13 protein-coding genes are annotated in these 16,032 nt (G+C 61.0%); 4 read left to right on the forward strand and 9 right to left on the reverse strand.

Annotated elements, in window-relative coordinates:
* Nucleotides 1-50: 50 nt before the first annotated feature.
* The 8 genes from prmC to K328_RS0117325 form a co-directional block, all read right to left on the reverse strand.
* On the reverse strand, nt 51-920 hold the full coding sequence (gene prmC, locus K328_RS0117290; protein ID WP_028467047.1) for a peptide chain release factor N(5)-glutamine methyltransferase: 870 nt from the start codon (nt 918-920) through the stop codon (nt 51-53).
* Nucleotides 920-1,975 (reverse strand): peptide chain release factor 1, encoded by a 1,056-nt coding sequence (gene prfA, locus K328_RS0117295; protein ID WP_028467048.1) that lies wholly within the window; start codon nt 1,973-1,975, stop codon nt 920-922. The genes prmC and prfA overlap by 1 nt, the downstream gene beginning before the upstream one ends.
* Complete coding sequence (gene hemA / locus K328_RS0117300) at nt 1,972-3,264, reverse strand: glutamyl-tRNA reductase (protein WP_051285032.1); 1,293 nt, start codon at nt 3,262-3,264, stop codon at nt 1,972-1,974. Before hemA ends, prfA begins: the two co-directional genes overlap by 4 nt.
* Nucleotides 3,265-3,275: 11 nt before the next feature.
* Nucleotides 3,276-4,520: a histidine--tRNA ligase gene (gene hisS, locus K328_RS0117305; protein WP_028467050.1), complete on the reverse strand. Its 1,245-nt coding sequence runs from the start codon at nt 4,518-4,520 to the stop codon at nt 3,276-3,278.
* Nucleotides 4,521-4,646: 126 nt separating this feature from the next.
* Nucleotides 4,647-5,795, reverse strand: coding sequence for a flavodoxin-dependent (E)-4-hydroxy-3-methylbut-2-enyl-diphosphate synthase (gene ispG, locus K328_RS0117310; protein WP_028467051.1), 1,149 nt, complete (start codon nt 5,793-5,795; stop codon nt 4,647-4,649).
* 112 nt (nt 5,796-5,907) lie between these two features.
* Nucleotides 5,908-7,206: a helix-turn-helix domain-containing protein gene (locus tag K328_RS0117315; RefSeq protein WP_028467052.1), complete on the reverse strand. Its 1,299-nt coding sequence runs from the start codon at nt 7,204-7,206 to the stop codon at nt 5,908-5,910.
* A gap of 377 nt (nt 7,207-7,583) precedes the next feature.
* Nucleotides 7,584-9,857: a phosphoenolpyruvate--protein phosphotransferase gene (gene ptsP / locus K328_RS0117320; RefSeq protein ID WP_028467053.1), complete on the reverse strand. Its 2,274-nt coding sequence runs from the start codon at nt 9,855-9,857 to the stop codon at nt 7,584-7,586.
* Nucleotides 9,858-9,860: 3 nt separating this feature from the next.
* On the reverse strand, nt 9,861-11,090 hold the full coding sequence (locus tag K328_RS0117325; protein ID WP_028467054.1) for an aspartate kinase: 1,230 nt from the start codon (nt 11,088-11,090) through the stop codon (nt 9,861-9,863).
* Between the two features lie 137 nt (nt 11,091-11,227).
* Between K328_RS0117325 and ubiG the strand changes: the two genes are divergently transcribed.
* The gene (ubiG, locus tag K328_RS0117330; RefSeq protein ID WP_028467055.1) at nt 11,228-11,989 is read left to right on the forward strand and encodes a bifunctional 2-polyprenyl-6-hydroxyphenol methylase/3-demethylubiquinol 3-O-methyltransferase UbiG; all 762 of its coding nucleotides are present in this window, start codon (nt 11,228-11,230) and stop codon (nt 11,987-11,989) included.
* Here the strand turns inward: ubiG and K328_RS0117335 are convergent, their stop codons facing one another.
* The gene (locus K328_RS0117335; RefSeq protein WP_028467056.1) at nt 11,990-12,445 is read right to left on the reverse strand and encodes a DUF1178 family protein; all 456 of its coding nucleotides are present in this window, start codon (nt 12,443-12,445) and stop codon (nt 11,990-11,992) included. It lies immediately after the preceding gene.
* 102 nt (nt 12,446-12,547) lie between these two features.
* Between K328_RS0117335 and K328_RS26960 the strand changes: the two genes are divergently transcribed.
* The 3 genes from K328_RS26960 (at nt 12,548) to K328_RS0117350 (ending at nt 16,006) form a co-directional block, all read left to right on the forward strand.
* Nucleotides 12,548-14,680, forward strand: coding sequence for an aminotransferase (locus K328_RS26960; protein WP_205620700.1), 2,133 nt, complete (start codon nt 12,548-12,550; stop codon nt 14,678-14,680).
* Nucleotides 14,677-15,237: a class I SAM-dependent methyltransferase gene (locus K328_RS0117345; protein ID WP_028467057.1), complete on the forward strand. Its 561-nt coding sequence runs from the start codon at nt 14,677-14,679 to the stop codon at nt 15,235-15,237. The genes K328_RS26960 and K328_RS0117345 overlap by 4 nt, the downstream gene beginning before the upstream one ends.
* 292 nt (nt 15,238-15,529) lie before the next feature.
* A complete protein-coding gene (locus K328_RS0117350) occupies nt 15,530-16,006 on the forward strand; it encodes a hypothetical protein (protein ID WP_156901450.1) in 477 nt (158 codons plus the stop codon).
* The last annotated feature ends 26 nt before the right edge of the window (nt 16,007-16,032 follow it).

Genomic DNA, 16,032 nt, shown 5'->3' on the forward strand with positions numbered 1-16,032 from the left:
TTCCAAGTTCTAATTCCCCCACTGCAACGCAGCGACGGAACAGGGCAAGGCTAGGTTCGCCGCACCAGAATGCAGCGCTCGATGCCCGCCAGATCGTTCCGGAAACCCTCCACGATGAGGCCTGATGCTTCCACGATGCGGGAAATTGCAGGCCCCTGACCTTCTCCGAATTCGAGAGCTGCGAGGCCGTCTTCGCCGAGTAGGGAAGGCAGGCATTCCGCGATGTTACGGTAGGCGGTCAGGCCGTCGGGGCCGCCGTCCAGTGCTTGCATGGGGTCGTGTATTTTCACTTCTGATTGTAGTGATGCGATGTCGGGTGTGGGAATGTAAGGAGGGTTGGAAAGCACGATATCGAATGGTCCGTTCACATTGTCCGCCCACCGGGAACGGATCATTCGTGCGCGGCTGGAAAGAGATAGTTTCTCTGCATTTTGGCGAGCAACTTGGACGCAATCCGCGTCGATATCGACACCCACACCTTCTGCATTCGGAAATTCAGACAGCGCCGCCAGCAGGAGGCAGCCGGTTCCAGTGCCGAGATCAAGGATGCGATAGGCTCGATCGCGATCCGGATGCAGCTCCAGAAGGGCGTCGATCAGGGTCTCGCTGTCCGGGCGCGGGTCGAGGGTGGCTGGTGAGAGATCGAACTCCAGGCTCCAGAATTCGCGGGAGCCGAGAATGCGGGACACGGGCTCTCCACCGATCCGGCGCGCCAGAAATGCGCCAAAGAAGGTGCGCTCCTCCGCCGTAACCGAATCGTCTTCCCGGCCATGCAGCCGTCCTTCCACGCCGAGGGCATGGGCAAGCAGTAATCGCGCGTCGAGTCGCGGACTGTCGTTGCCTTCCGCAGTCAGTCGTTGCGTCGCGGCCTGCAGCAGAGCGCCGATAGTCTCGGTCTTGTCAGGATCGTTTTGGGTCATCAGCTCATCGAGGCGAGGCGCGCGGCCTCGTCTTCGGCGGTCAGGGCGTCGACAAACTCGTCCAGAGCCTCGCCGGCAATCACCTTGTCTATTTTGTAGAGCGTCAGGTTGATGCGGTGATCGGACACCCGCCCCTGCGGAAAATTATAGGTCCGGATGCGTTCGGAGCGGTCTCCGCTGCCGATCTGATCCTTGCGGTCTGCGGCGCGTTCGCTGGCGAGGCGCTGGCGCTCGTGATCGTAAAGCCGGGCGCGTAGGATCTTCATCGCCTTGGCCCGGTTCTTATGCTGCGACTTCTCATCCTGTTGGGAGACCACGATGCCCGACGGAATATGCGTGATGCGGACCGCGCTTTCGGTCGTGTTGACGTGCTGGCCGCCGGCGCCGCTGGCCCGGAACACATCGACCCGGAGATCCTTGTCTTCGATGTTCAGATCGACATCCTCAGCTTCCGGCAGCACTGCGACAGTGGCGGCGGAAGTGTGAATGCGGCCGCCGGATTCGGTGACCGGCACCCGCTGAACCCGATGCACGCCGGACTCGAACTTGAGGCGCGCGAAGACGGAGCGGCCGGTGATCTCGGCTGTGGCTTCCTTATAGCCGCCAATGTCGTTCTCGGAGATTTCCATGACCTCGAACTTCCAGCCCTTGAGAGCCGCATAGCGCTGGTACATGCCGAACAGATCGGCGGCGAACAATGCAGCCTCGTCCCCGCCGGTACCCGCCCGGACTTCGAGGATGGCGTTCTTCTCGTCCGCCTCGTCCTTCGGCAGCAGCAGGATCTGGACGTCGCGCTCAAGCTCCGGCAGCGCCTTTTCAAGCCGCTGTATTTCCTCTCCGGCCATGTCCGCCATGTCCGGATCTTCCAGCAGCTCTCGGGCATCGGTCAGCTCCCGGCGCATGTCGTTCAGCTCCGTCACCTTCTGGGCGATGGGCGCGAGTTCCGAGAGTTCTTTCGACAGCTTGGCTATGTCCGAGCTGTCGCCAGAGGCCAGAATAGCTTCCAGTTCCTTGTGACGGGCCAGCACGCGTTCCAGATTTGCCTGCAAGCTCACAGGTCGTCTCCTTGTTCTTGGTCGAGACCGAACAGTTCCTCCAGCGTGGAGAGTGTCCGGTCGTCCAGATTGTCCGTTGCCGCCAGGCGCCGGAGATGTTCCGACGGGCCGTGCATGATGCGTTTCAGCAACAAGCGGGTTGCGTCTTCCGCGGAAAGGTTTGGCTGCTCCGCGTGTAATGTCTCGCGCATGCCTTCCAGATGAGCCCGGAGGCGTGCGATGGAGGGTGCGGCGATGCGCCCGCTCTGGTCCGAGAGGAACCGGGCGACGGCGGCGTCGACCATCTCACGGGCTGCTTCCGCCTCGGCGCGACGGGCATTCTTGCCCTCGGTGGCGGACCGTTCCAGATCCTCCAGATCGAACAGGAAAGCTTCATCGATCCTGTTCACCGCCGGGTCGATATCGGCCGGAACCGATAGATCGACCAGAAAGATCGGGCGGTAGCGGCGCTTCACCAGCGTCTGCCGGATCATTTCCTCAGTCAGCTGGGTGCGGCCTTCTCCGACGGCGGAGATGACGATATCCGCATCGACGAGTGCATCCGCAAGAGTATCCATGGTGCCGTGGTGTGCCCCGATGGATTTGGCTGTTGCCTCGGCGCGCCGCGCAATGCGGTCGAGCACTGTGACCGGTGTCCCGTGACTGTTGTGAAGTTGTTCCGCCAGAATGAGGCCGAGCTCGCCCGAGCCAAGCAGCACTGCGCGGGTCCGTTCCAGCGCGCCATGAACGTCGCGGGCGACAGAAAGGGCGGCAGCGGCAATGGAGACGGGCCCTTCGGCAATACGGGTTTCCCGGCGCACCTGGCGGGCGGCTTCGAAGGCGGCGCTCATGGTTGCGTCGAGCAGCGGGCCGGAGGATTTCAGGCTGCGTGCCAGCCGATGTCCCGCGCGCATTTGCCCGAGGATCTGAGGCTCGCCGATAACCTGGCTGTCAAGGGAGGCGGCGACGCGGAACAGATGGCTCACCGCGTCCCCGCCAACATGCCGGTAAAGCAGCGGCTCCAGTAGGGCCGGGTCGAGATCGACTGGGGCGCAGAGGATCTTCGCGATGATGCTGCGGGCTTCTTCCGGATTGGGGAAAACACCGGCAACCTCGACCCGGTCGCATGTCGAGAGCGGCATGGCTTCCTCAACGCCGAAGACACGGAGCGAGCGAATCACAACCGGCAACTCTTCGTCGGCGACGAAAAGCTGTTCACGGATCGCATCGGGACAAGTCCGGTGGTTGACGCCGACGACGGCGAAGCGGTGCAGGTCCTGAAAAAGCGGGGAAGCGGGGCGGTCCGCCAACGCGCGCCTCGCTAGGCCTCGGCGCCGAGATGGTCCCCGATCTTGCCCAGCGCGACTTCGACCTGCGTGCCTGTATCCAGGTCACGGATCGTCGCTACGCCCTTTTCGAGTTCCGTCTCGCCGATAATGACGGCGTGGCTGGCATTGAGTTTGTTGGCCCGTTTCATGCGCTTCCCGAGATTGGCCGAATAGCCCATTTCGACAGAGTGCCCCGCCTTGCGCAAGTCGTGCGCGAGCTTGATTGCCGCGATAGTTGCGGCCTCACCGACCGGGATCAGGGAAATCGGCCGTGCCGGAGCGGCAGGCGCCTCGATCATCATGGCGATCCGCTCGATACCGGCTGCCCAGCCGACCCCCGGCGTTGAGGGGCCACCCATGGTCTCGATCAACCCGTCATAGCGTCCGCCGGCCATCACTGTGCCTTGGGCGCCGAGCCGGTCGGTGACGAACTCGTAGGCGGTGTGGCAATAGTAATCGAGGCCGCGGACCAGCCGGTCATTCTGCTGATAGGGAATTCCGACCGCATCGAGCCCGGCCTTGACCGTGCCGTAGAAATCTTCGGAAGCCGCATTGAGGTAGTCGCCGAAGGAGGGGGCGTCCGCGACGATCTTCCGGTCACCCTCATCCTTGCTGTCTAGGATACGCAGAGGGTTCGCGTCCAGCCGCCGGAGGCTGTCCTCGGAGAGGCCGTCCTTGTGGCCCATCAGATACTCGACCAGCGCGCCGCGATAGGCTTGGCGGCTTTCGGTGTCGCCGAGGGTGTTCAGCTGCAGAACGATGCCTTCGAAAATGCCGAGCGCATCGAGAATATCGGCACCGACCGTGATCACCTCGACATCGGCCTGCGGTGTCGGCACGCCGATCAGCTCGACGCCAATCTGGTGGAACTGACGCTGGCGACCTTTCTGCGGACGCTCATAGCGGAACATCGGGCCCTGATAGAACAGCTTCAGCGGCAGATCCTGGGTCAGGCCGCCGGAGATGAAGGCGCGCGCCACGCCTGCCGTGCCTTCTGGACGCAGGGTGATGCTTTCATCGCCCCGGTCGGTGAAGCTGTACATCTCTTTCGAAACCACGTCCGAGGTCTCGCCGAGGGTGCGGGCGAAGACTTCGGTGAACTCGAAAATCGGCGTCTGAATTTCGCTGAAACCGTAGCGACCCGCTGTTTCGAGGGCCGTCTCGACAACATGGCGATGCCGTCGCGCATCCTCACCGAGGAGGTCGTGGGTGCCGCGAACGGGCTGCAACTTGGCCATGATTGAGGTCCTTTCAAACATCCCCGAAACCGACAGAATGCCGGGGAGGCTCGGTTTATGCCGCGTTTCCGTCCCGGATTCAAACGGATGCAGTGATTTTGCGTTGGTTGGAAATTCCGGTCGGTGTCAGGAAGCCGCCGGAGAAATGATCTGTGCCGGGCTTTCGTCCGCTTCGGCCAGCTCCTTCTCGATCTCCGCCGCCTTTTCCTCGACGAGAGAGACCAGATGGTCGACGACATTGTCGTCCTTCAGGCGGTGGTGCGGCAAACCGGCGATGTAGACCTGGTGAGTTCCCTTGCCGCCGCCGGTGAAGCCGATATCGGTCTCGCGCGCTTCGCCCGGCCCGTTCACAACGCAGCCGATTACCGAAAGGGTCATCGGTGTGGTGATATGGGCAAGCCGCTTCTCCAGAACCTCGACAGTCTTGATGACGTCGAACTGTTGGCGGGCGCAGGATGGGCAGGAGATCACGTTCACGCCGCGATGGCGCAGGTTGAGCGACTTCAGGATGTCGAATCCAACTTTCACCTCGTCCACAGGATCGGAAGAGAGCGAGACCCGGATGGTATCGCCGATACCGCTCCAGAGCAGCATGCCCATACCGATAGAAGATTTAACGGAGCCGATGCGGAAACCGCCAGCCTCTGTGATGCCCAGATGCAGTGGGTAATCGCAGGCATCGGCCAGTCCCTGATAGGCGGCGACCGCAAGGAAGATGTCGGAAGCTTTTACGCTGACTTTCGTCTCGTAGAAGTCGTTGTCTTCCAGGATGCGGATGTGATCGAGCGCGGATTCGACCATCGCTTCGGGGCAGGGCTCGCCGTATTTTTCCAGCAGGTGCTTTTCCAGGCTGCCGGCATTGACGCCGATACGGATGGAGCAGCCGTGATCTTTAGCGGCTTTCACGACTTCACGGACGCGCTCGGCACTGCCGATATTGCCCGGATTGATCCGCAGGCAGGCAGCGCCCGCCTCGGCGGCTTCAATGGCGCGCTTATAGTGGAAATGGATATCCGCGACGATCGGTACCGGGCTGGCCTTGCAGATTTCCGGCATTGCCGCCGTCGAGTCTTCGTCCGGGCAGGAGACGCGCACGATGTCGGCACCGGCATCGGCGCATTCCTGGATCTGCGCAATGGTCGCCTTGGCATCCGATGTGAGGGTGTTCGTCATGGTTTGCACTGTGATAGGCGCATCGCCGCCAACCAGCACATTGCCGACAGAGATCTGACGGGATTTTCGTCTGAAGATGTCGCGGTAGGGCCGCACGCTCATGGGATCGATCCGCTCGCTGTACTCGCCACTGCGAGATGGCGTCCCGGGTCTTATAAAGCAAGCAGACGTCGCGGGTAAACGCCGCCTTCGTGACGATTGATGATTGCTCGCGTCAGTCGGTGGCCGAGTAGGTCAACAAAGTTTCGTCCAACGGGATGTTCCGGGCGATTTTGCCGAACGGGCCGAGGCTCGGAACTTCCGCCCCATTCACGGAAATTTTCAGGGCTCCGGCATTCCCGGTAAAGAGCTTCAGCCCGGTGCGGGCTGGAACCTTGTACTGCTCGCCCTTGCGCAGGATGCGGGTCAGCAGCGGAGTGGCATCGGTGCCGCGGACCTGGACCCAGCTGTCGTCTGTCGCGCTGATCACGATAAGCGGTCCGGCGACGGCTGAAATAGGTTTCGGTCGGCTGTCGATAGCTGCCGCTTCTGCTTCCGCGACCGACCGCCCGGCCGTTGCGACTTCCTGCCGGGGCATTTCGGGAACGTCCGGGATTTGGGCGGTACCGGGTTCGGGAGCGGATGCCGGTGCGCTGGCAATCTGTTCCGCCGCCGCTGGCTCTTCAGGCGCGGATAAAGGCAATGCTGTGCTATTGGTGCTGGCCGTCTCGGCTGGTGCCGGCGTCTCCGCGGCGGGTTCGACAGTCGCTACTGCTTCGCTGCTTGACGGAGCAACAGGTATCTCTGTGTCGATGCTTGTCGCTGCTGCCGTTTCAGGCGCGGCCGGAGCCGTTTCCGAGGGGCTTACCGCTATCGGTATGTCGTCTGACTGGGGCGCGGGTTCCGGGCTTGCCGATGCCGCGACTGGTGTTGTGACAACTGGTGCCACGGTTGTCGCCTCGGCTGCAGGCTCTCCTGCCCGCTCTGGCTGCGCTGAAGCGACTTCGGTCTGCGTTGGGGCGGAAGGCTCTTTGCTGGAAGCCTGCGCCGTAGTGACGACGCCAACTGCGGTAGGCTGCGTCGTGGCCGACGCGCTTTCCGTTGTTGTCGGGGTGTCGATTGCAGGCTCTTCCAGAAGGAAGGCCAGCCGGTCCGGTACTTTGGGCGTGAGATCGGAGACCGCGGTTTCCGAGGTCGAGAAATAATACCAGCCGCCGTAGCTGAGAGCCGCGAGGAAGACACCGACAAATACCAATGCCCCGCCGGGTACTTTTCCTTCGGGCGCCGGTGACGGGAACGAGAGTTGCGTCGGTTCCTGCAGCTTTTTGGCTTCGGCCTTGAAGTCAGTGATCAACGTCGCTGCGTCGAGATCAAGAAGTTGTGCGTAGCTGCGAACATATCCGATGGCATAGGTCAGTCCGGGAAGACTGTCGAAGTCCCCGTTTTCCAGTGCATCAAGATAGCTGCGCTGGATGCGCAGTTGCTGGGCAATGTCCTGAAGAGAGAGATCTCTTTCAATACGGTGCCGCTGCAAGATTTCGCCTACTGCAGACCCGTGTTCGGCTTGTTCAACCTGGGGGAGCGGATTTCGCTCAGCAGGGGCAGTGCCTTTCGTTTTGGAGACAAGGCTTGGCGACGCAAAAGGTTTCACCGTCGCTGCTTGCGGCGTAGTGTTTGCGGTCTTTGACTTTGCGGCATCTTCGATATGCCGGAGTCTTAACTTTGCTTTTGCGCTCATATCATCCACGACCTGGTTGCCCGCGAATATTGCGTCTGTTTGGCTACACAATTTTTGCAGTTATTATTCCGAAAAACTCACTGCGACACCATGGAGTAACCAACCGTCAAAGCCAAGTTAGATTAAATTCTCTAATGAATCAATGATCTATTCGGATTTTTCGATCTGGAGACTCAGGTTGGGATTTGATGATCGCGTGCGAAAGCCTTCAAATGATCAGTGATGCGACCTTCCTGCGTTTCCAGTAATCTAGACATAAGTACTTGCAAGTCGCTGTAATTTAACGATCTTACGGTTTCTTTGATCGGGCCGATCGAGGCTGCCGCCATGGATAAACGGTGATAGCCGATTCCGATGAGGGCCATTGCTCCAATTCTTGATCCGGCCATCTCTCCACATAAAGTCAATGGCTTATCGTGCTTTTTACATGCATTGGATATATCTCTGAGCAGTCGGAGAAAGGGAACGGACACGGCATCGTACCGATGGGTCACGCGCTGGTCTCCCCGGTCCGCTGCGAAGAAGAACTGCTGTAGATCGTTGCTGCCGACAGAGAGAAAGTCGACTCTGCTCAAGATTTCGGGAAGTTGCCATGCCAGAGACGGAACCTCGAGCATGCTGCCAAGACGCAACTTCGCCGGCAGAATGTCGCCGCGCCGCACCGCCCGTTCGAGCTCCCGGTCAAGAATAGAGCGGGCCGTATCGAACTCCGCAACGGTGGAAACCATTGGAAACATCAAATCGACCGGCTTGCCGGCAGAGGCTCGTAAAATCGCGCGGATCTGGTTGCGCAGGAGGCTCGGGTGATCGACGGATATCCGGATCGACCTCCAGCCGAGGGCTGGATTGTCTCCGGGGTCATGGTCGAACGCCTGGATGTGTTTGTCGCCACCCGCATCCAGGGTGCGGAAGGTGACGGGCCGTCCGCTCGCCGCGTCGAGGACACGGCGATAGACGTCGGTCTGTTGCGACACGTCCGGGATGTCACGACGGACGATGAAGGGGATCTCGGTCCGGTAAAGCCCGATCCCCTCGGCCCCGGTAGCATCGAGTTGCTGCAGGTCGAACATCAAGCCGACATTCAGCAACAGGCTGATATCGACGCCGTCCAGCGTCCGGGCCGGCTGGTCGCGGAGTGCCTGATAGCGTGCTTTGGTTTCTGCCTGGGCACGCAGACCTGCACGGAAAGAATCCTGAACGTCTTCTGTCGGCCGCAGCAGGACCTGGCCGTTGTCGGCATCGATAATCAGGTGGTCGCCCGGATTGACCTCGCTCAGCAGTCCAGGGATGTTGCCGAGGACCGGGATGTCCAGAGCCCGTGCGACGATGGCGACATGCGCTGTTGCCGAGCCTTCCTCGAGGACGAGGCCGGCAAGGTGTGTGCGGTCGTAGTCGAGCAGCTCGGCGGGGCCCATTGACCGGGCGACGACGATATAGGGCTGATCGTCGTCGATACTCCCCGCGACATCGCCATTCTCTTCTTCATCGGCGAGCTGGGCGAGCAGGCGGTTCGTCAAATCCTCGAAATCGGCGAGGCGTTCGCGCAGATAGGGGTTCTGCACCGAGCCGAGACGGGCCCGCATGTCGGCGCGTGAGCGTTGCACTGCGGCTTCCGCGGTCAGGCCGTTGTCGATCGCGTCGTTCATCCGGGTCAGCCAGCCGCGGTCATGGGCGATCATGCGGAAGGTCTCGAGTACGTCACGATGTTCGCCGGCCTCGGCGAGGTCTGGCGCCGAGAGCAGTGTGTCGATGCGTGAGCGCACGCTCTGCATGGCGTTGTCGAGCCGTTCCTTTTCGATCGCCGGGTTGTCGGCAACGACACGGCGGATCGCGGTGCTCGGTCTGTGGAAATGTGCGATCCCGATCCCGACGCCGGGGGCAACCGACTGACCGGCGAGGCGAACGGGGGCATCGTGCTTGTTCTCTTGCCCGTCGAGAACGCCGTTGGCGAGCAGTTCCGCCAGAACCATAGCGAAGGTCTCGAGCGTCTCGATCTCTTCGTCGGAATACTGCCGGCGGGACCGGTTCTGGACCACCAGCACGCCGAGAACACGGTCGGCGCGCATCACCGGCACGCCGGCGAGGGACTGGTAGATCTCCTCGCCGGTTTCCGGGAAATAGGCGAACTTCGGATGGGATTGCGCGTCCGATAGGGCGAGCGACTGGGCGCGCGCTGCGATGTCGCCGACAAGGCCCTCGCCGAAATGCATCAGCGTGCGGTGGACGGCGTCCTTGTTCAGGCCCTCGGTAGAACAGAGTTCCAGCAGGTTATCTGAACGGCGGACATAGATTGAGCAGACCTCTGCGGCCATGTCGGCGCCGATGATCGAGGTGATGCTGTCGAGACGTTCCTGCGGCGCGCGCGTATCCGCCATCACATCGCGCAGTCTGCGCAACATGGTGCGGGAGTTGCGGCCGAAGCCGTTCTGCTCGACCGCCGCCGTCATGCCTTAGCTCGCCGGCGGCCCGTCGAGGCCGTATGCAGTGTGAAGAGCTCGGACCGCCAGTTCAGTATATTCAGCGGCGATCAGGACGCTGACCTTGATCTCCGAAGTCGAGATCACCTGGATGTTGATGCCCTTGTCGGCCAAGGTGTGGAACATCGTTTTGGCGACGCCCGGCTGGGAGCGCATGCCGACGCCGACGACCGAGACCTTGGCAACGTTCGGGTCCGCGTTGATTTCCTTGAAGCCGAGTTCGTCCTTCAATTTCTCCAGCACCTGGCGGGCGCGTTCGAGATCGGTCTTGCCGACAGTGAAAGTCATATCGGTGGTGTTGCCGTCCTCGGTGACGTTCTGGACGATCATGTCGACGTTGACGGCAGCATCGGCAAGGCTGCCGAAGATCGACCCGGCAACGCCCGGCCGGTCCGGCACATGGCGCACGGTGACCTTGGCTTCTTCGGGGCTGTAGGCAATGCCGCTGACGATTTGCTGTTCCACGATCTCATCCTCATCACAGACCAGGGTGCCCGGGGCTTCTATGAAGCTGGAGAGCACCTGGAGCCTGACATTGTGCTGCATGGCGAGCGCGACGGAGCGCGTCTCCAGCACTTTGGCCCCTTGAGAGGCCAGTTCCAACATTTCCTCGTAGGTAATCCGGTCGATCTTCCGGGCCGACGGTACGATCCGAGGGTTGGTCGTATAGACGCCGTCAACATCCGTGTAGATATCGCAGCGGTCCGCATCGAGCGCCGCGGCAAGGGCAACGGCCGAGGTGTCGGAGCCGCCGCGGCCGAGCGTGGTAATCCTGTTGTCCGGCCCGATGCCCTGGAAACCCGCGAGGACGGCAACCTGACCTTGCTCGAAGCGTTTGACGATCTCGTCGGTCTCTATGTTCTCGATCCGGGCCTTGCTATGCACACCGTCAGTCCGGAATGGCAACTGCCAGGCAAGCCAGGAGCGGGCGTTGACGCCGATATTCTGCAGGGCCATGGCCAGCAAGCCGCTCGTCACCTGTTCGCCGGTCGAGACGATGGTGTCGTATTCGCGGGCGTCATGTAGGACGCTCATCTCACGGGCATAACCGACCAACTGATTCGTGACCCCGGCCATTGCAGAGACGATGACGGCTACTTCGTTGCCGGCATCGACCTCTTTCTTGACTCGCTGAGCCACATTCTTGATGCGTTCAATATCGGCGACGGACGTGCCGCCGAACTTTTGCACGATACGCGCCATTTCGTTCCGCTTTTCAGGAATGTATCCCCAATGCCCAAAACCGGAACGCGAGCGTTCCTAATGGCTCCCGGCGGGGCTATACATAGCGACACGTCGCGGTCCCGGCAAGGCCGGGCTCGGTGTTGAATGGAGCGCCCATGAACCAGAAGAACGCAGCCGCCAGCACGATCGATCCGGAAGATGTCGCACGCTTCTCCGCCGTGGCGGCGGAATGGTGGGATATGGAGGGACCTTTTGCCCCGCTGCATAAATTCACTCCTGTCCGTCTCGGATTGATCAGGGAGTGGTTGAGCGACCATTTCGTTCTGCCCGAGGCCGCAGGGACACCGTTCGATGGTTTGAAGGTGCTCGACATCGGATGCGGCGGTGGCCTGATCTCTGAGCCGCTCACCCGACTAGGCGCCACGGTGACGGGAATTGACGCGGACGCACGGACCATCGGGACAGCGCGGCTGCATGCCGAGCAGATGGGCCTTGAGATCGATTACCGGGTTTCTCTGGCGGAAGACCTGGCCGCTGAAATGCCGGGAGCATTCGATGCGGTGATTGCCTCTGAAGTGATCGAGCATGTTGCCGATCCGGCGCTTTTTGCGGGATCTCTTGCCAAGCTGGTTCGTCCGGGTGGTGCTGTCTTCGTCACCACGCTGAACCGAACGATGAAATCGCTTCTGTTCGGAAAGTTTGCGGCCGAATATGTGCTGCGCTGGGTGCCCGCCGGCACCCATGACTGGCGGCAGTTCCTGACACCGGAAGAGTTGGGGGCGTTGTTGACCGAGGCTGGGCTGGTGTTGGCAGAGAAGACCGGGATCCGTTTCGATCCGCTGAGCGATTCGTTCGAGCGCTCGTCGGATCTGGGAATTAATTACGCCATGCTGGCGGTTCGTCCGGAAGCTGCCTGATCAGGCGTCGCTTTTTGGCACCCAGGGGATGGCGCCAAACTCGATCCCTTCGTCTCGCAGGGCCTCAGCTTCGGTGGCGCTGGTTTCTCCGTAAATGCCGTGCGGATCTGTTTCGCCGTAATGGATCTTTCGTGCTTCCTCGGCGAAATCCTTGCCGACATAGTCGAAATTACTCTCCACCTCGGAACGGAGCGCGGCGAGCTTCTGACGAATCTCGATCATTTCCGGCGGCACTTCGTTGATCGCAGGCACGGTATCGGTATGTGGCGGCTCTCTGTCGCTCTTCTTCTTGGAGGAGGAGACATTGGGGGCCATCAGGGCTTTGGAGACATAGGACGAGCCACAGCTTGGGCAGGTCAGCAGACTGGCGTCTGCCTGCTTGTCGTAGGCCGCGCTATCGCGAAACCAAGCGTCGAAGCTGTGATCCTTGTCGCACCGTAATCTGTATTTGATCATCCAACTGACCCACTGTCATCCTGTCAGCTATCAGGTAGCATGCTGTCGAAATAGTGTAATATTCACTAATAAGCCAGTGTGTCGTTGCGCGGGGGACAAAGTGTGAGCGATCCGGACGGCAAGACCCTGGGGCAGCGAGACGCCGCCCATCATTTGCATCCTTTCACGGATAACCGGGAACTCGCGGACGCGGGTGGGCCGACCGTGATCGAGCGGGGCGAGGGCTGTTACCTCTGGGACGATCAGGGGCATCGATATCTCGACGCGCTTGCCGGTCTGTGGTGCGTCAATGTCGGATACGGCCGCAAAGAGTTGGCCGACGTAGCTGCCCGTCAAATGCAGCAGCTTGCCTACTACAACACCTTCTTCAACACGACGACGGCGCCGACGGTTGAATTGGCGGAGACGCTGGCGGCCTTAATGCCTGGCCATCTCAATACCGCCTTGTTCGCGAATTCCGGCTCCGAAGTCTGCGACAGTGCGATCCGTCTGGCGCGCTTTTATTGGCAACTGGTCGGCAAACCGTCGAAGCGGATCGTGATCGGCCGGGAGGAAGGGTATCACGGCTCCACTTTGGCTACGATCAGCGCCGGCGGGGTCGGGGCCATGCACGCGCAGGGCGGCATCGGCATGCCGGATTTCGCTCATATCGAGGCGCCATACAAATTCCTGCGCGGCCAGGACATGTCCGAGGCGGCGTTCGCGCAGCAGGCTGCGCACGCCCTTGAGATCAAGATCAAGGAGTTGGGCGCAGAGAACGTCGCGCTCTTCATCTGCGAGCCGATCCAGGGGGCAGGCGGCCTGATTTTTCCGCCGGAAGGCTATCTCCAGGAGGTTCAGAGGATTTGCCAGCGCCATGACGTGCTGTTCGTCCTGGATGAGGTGATCAGCGCGTTCGGCCGGCTCGGCGCCTGGTCGGCGGCGGAACTGTTTGGTCTCAGCCCCGATTTCATCACCTTGGCGAAGGGCCTGTCTTCCGGCTACCAGCCTATTTCGGCGCTGATGATTTCGGACCCGATCGCGGACAAGCTGCGCGATGCGGAAGGCGGACTTGCCCACGGTTTTACCTATTCCGGGCATCCGGTTGCAGCCGCCGTGGCGCTGGAGAACCTGAATATCCTGAAACGGGAAAAGCTGATTGAGCGGGTCGCGCAGGATATCGGCCCTTATTTCCAGCGCGCGCTTACCCGTCTTGCAGGCCATCCACTGGTCGGCGAAGTGCGCAGCCTTGGGCTGCTTGGAGCGGTGGAGCTGATCCAGGACAAGGCCCGGCATATCCTGTTCGATCCGCCCGGCGTGGTTGCCGCGGTTTGCCGTGAGAACCTCAGGGAGCGGGGCATCATTGTGCGCGCCGTGCGGGATACACTGCTGATCGCGCCGCCTTTCGTGGTCACGCACGATCAGGTCGACGATATCGTGGATACGCTTGAAGCAGCTCTGGAATACATCCGCAAAGAGCTGGGCATTATCGCCGAGGAGCAGAAGGTTGCCGACGTGGTTGAACACACGGCGGAGCCGCTCGCCGGTAAGGTAGCGCTTGTCACGGGTGCTTCCCGCGGGATCGGTGCCGAGGTCGCCCGGGTTTTCGCCCGTGCCGGCGCCACCGTTTTTCTGCTTGCGCGTGATGCAGAAGGACTCGCCGCCCGGCAGGCGGAGATAGAGGCGGAAGGAGGTACTGCAGTGTCAGTTCCAGCCGACCTCAGCCGCCCCGAAGGGATGGCAGTGCTGCTGGAAGCTATCGAGAATGGCGGCGGGCGGCTTGATGTACTTGTTCTCAATGCCGCGGTGCTGGGGGATCTTAAACCCTTGCCGGATATTGAAAACGCATCCTGGGACAGGGTGATCGATCTCAATCTCAGCGCGGCGTTCCGACTTTTGGCTGCGCTGCATCCGCTGCTGTCCGCGTCCAATGCCGGCCGGTGTATCTTCGTCACTTCCGGGGCTGCCCGGGGGGCGCATGCGAACTGGGGCGCCTATGCGGCAAGCAAGGCCGGTATTGAGGCCATGATGCGTGTTTATGCCGCTGAGAACAGGAAGTTCGGCATCCGGGCAAACGCCGTCGATCCTGGCGCGATGCGCACAGGCATGCGCGCCACGGCTTTTCCTGATGAGGACCCGGGCTCGGTCTCACCGGTCAAGGCGGCTGGTCCGGTTTTCCTGCGGCTCGCGGTTGCGGATTGCTCGTTCTCCGGCGCGGTCATCCCTGTGCTTGATAAAGCCGAGGCAGCGGAATGAGCGGGGCGCGCGCCAAAACGGGATCTGTCCAGGCGGTATCAAGTTGGGTCGAGCGGTTTGCCGATCTGGTGCCGAAAGACGTTGAGGTCCTCGATGTCGCCTGCGGCGCGGGGCGTCACGGCCGGTTCTTTCGCAGCAGGGGGAATCCGGTTGTCATGCTGGACCGGAACATCGCGCCCGTCGCCGATATGGCCGCCGACCCGGACGTTCAGCTTGTCGCATTCGATTTGGAAGCCGGACGACCCTGGCCGCTTGCCGACCGTCGGTTCGGCTGTGTTGTCGTGACGAACTATCTGCACCGGCCGATCATGCGGGATATCGTTGCGGCCGTTGCTCCGGGTGGGATGCTGATCTACGAGACTTTCGCCAGAGGTAACGAGGCTTTTGGCCGGCCTAAAAACCCGGATTTCCTGCTGCACAATGAAGAACTCCTGATTTTATGCAGACCTGAACTCAGGGTTATCGCATTTGAAGACCTGACGGTAACCGTTCCGGCGCCAGCCTGTATCCAGCGGATCGCAGCGGTCAGAAATATGCCCCAGATAGCTGATAATTAATCTCACCGCGGTTAGGTATGGTTGGGCATGGTGAGAATTCATGATTGAAAAACGCGCACACGCCCTACGGGGCGTTGCGGGGCTTGGCCTTGTCACATACGCTTTGGTGCTATGCTGTAAGAATAATCAGCGCCTAAAATAGCGCAAACAGAGCGAGGCGGGCCGGATCTGGGTGACGGCTGGAACCGGAACGAAAGGAACAAGGGGGGTGGCTTGGAGTTGTGTCGGACGATGAAAAATCATCGTCGGCCATCCATAGCCACGGCGCATGGCAACGCCGATGGAGGGGAATATGATATTGGATTTTAAACCGGACAGACGTTTCGCGCAGGCGGAGCCGTTGTCCCCGGTATTACGGGATCTGAGAGTCTATTGGGACTTCTCCCGTGCTCAGCTGACCCTTCCACTTTCCGAGAACCTGTTTATCTCCGATCTTGTCGACGAGATGCCCTATGTGCTGCTCGTCTATGGAGAAAATTCCAGATTTCAGGTTGAGTTCGCGGGGGATACCGCCAGCGGTTTGCTGGGCGGGACCCCGATCGGCGCGACAACCGAGCCTGACGGCGGTTTGCCGGGCGAACTCACCCGCTGTATTCTCGCCGCAGCAAAGAGCCAGGAACCGGCTTCGGGTTCCATAGGCGAAATGCAGATCCTTTGCCTGCCATTCAGCGGAGAATTCGGCGCGGTCGATGTCGTTCTGGTCGGTCTGGTCAGTGCCGACAACGAGGCAGTCCGCACTGGCGGGACGGTTATTTCACTCGTTCGCTAGGCCGTATGATGCTTTTCCGCTTCTGC

The sequence above is a fragment of the Nisaea denitrificans DSM 18348 genome (assembly GCF_000426505.1).
GTDB classification, from domain to species: Bacteria; Pseudomonadota; Alphaproteobacteria; order Thalassobaculales; family Thalassobaculaceae; genus Nisaea; species Nisaea denitrificans.

Coding starts and splice junctions, on each gene's coding strand:
- hisS (WP_028467050.1), bottom strand. CDS start 4,520: ATGGCCAAGTTGCAGCCCGTTCGCGGCACCCACGACCTCCTCGGTGAG.
- prmC (WP_028467047.1), bottom strand. CDS start 920: ATGACCCAAAACGATCCTGACAAGACCGAGACTATCGGCGCTCTGCTG.
- K328_RS0117345 (WP_028467057.1), top strand. CDS start 14,677: ATGAGCGGGGCGCGCGCCAAAACGGGATCTGTCCAGGCGGTATCAAGT.
- K328_RS0117325 (WP_028467054.1), bottom strand. CDS start 11,090: ATGGCGCGTATCGTGCAAAAGTTCGGCGGCACGTCCGTCGCCGATATT.
- ispG (WP_028467051.1), bottom strand. CDS start 5,795: ATGAGCGTGCGGCCCTACCGCGACATCTTCAGACGAAAATCCCGTCAG.
- ubiG (WP_028467055.1), top strand. CDS start 11,228: ATGAACCAGAAGAACGCAGCCGCCAGCACGATCGATCCGGAAGATGTC.
- ptsP (WP_028467053.1), bottom strand. CDS start 9,857: ATGACGGCGGCGGTCGAGCAGAACGGCTTCGGCCGCAACTCCCGCACC.
- K328_RS0117335 (WP_028467056.1), bottom strand. CDS start 12,445: ATGATCAAATACAGATTACGGTGCGACAAGGATCACAGCTTCGACGCT.
- K328_RS0117350 (WP_156901450.1), top strand. CDS start 15,530: ATGATATTGGATTTTAAACCGGACAGACGTTTCGCGCAGGCGGAGCCG.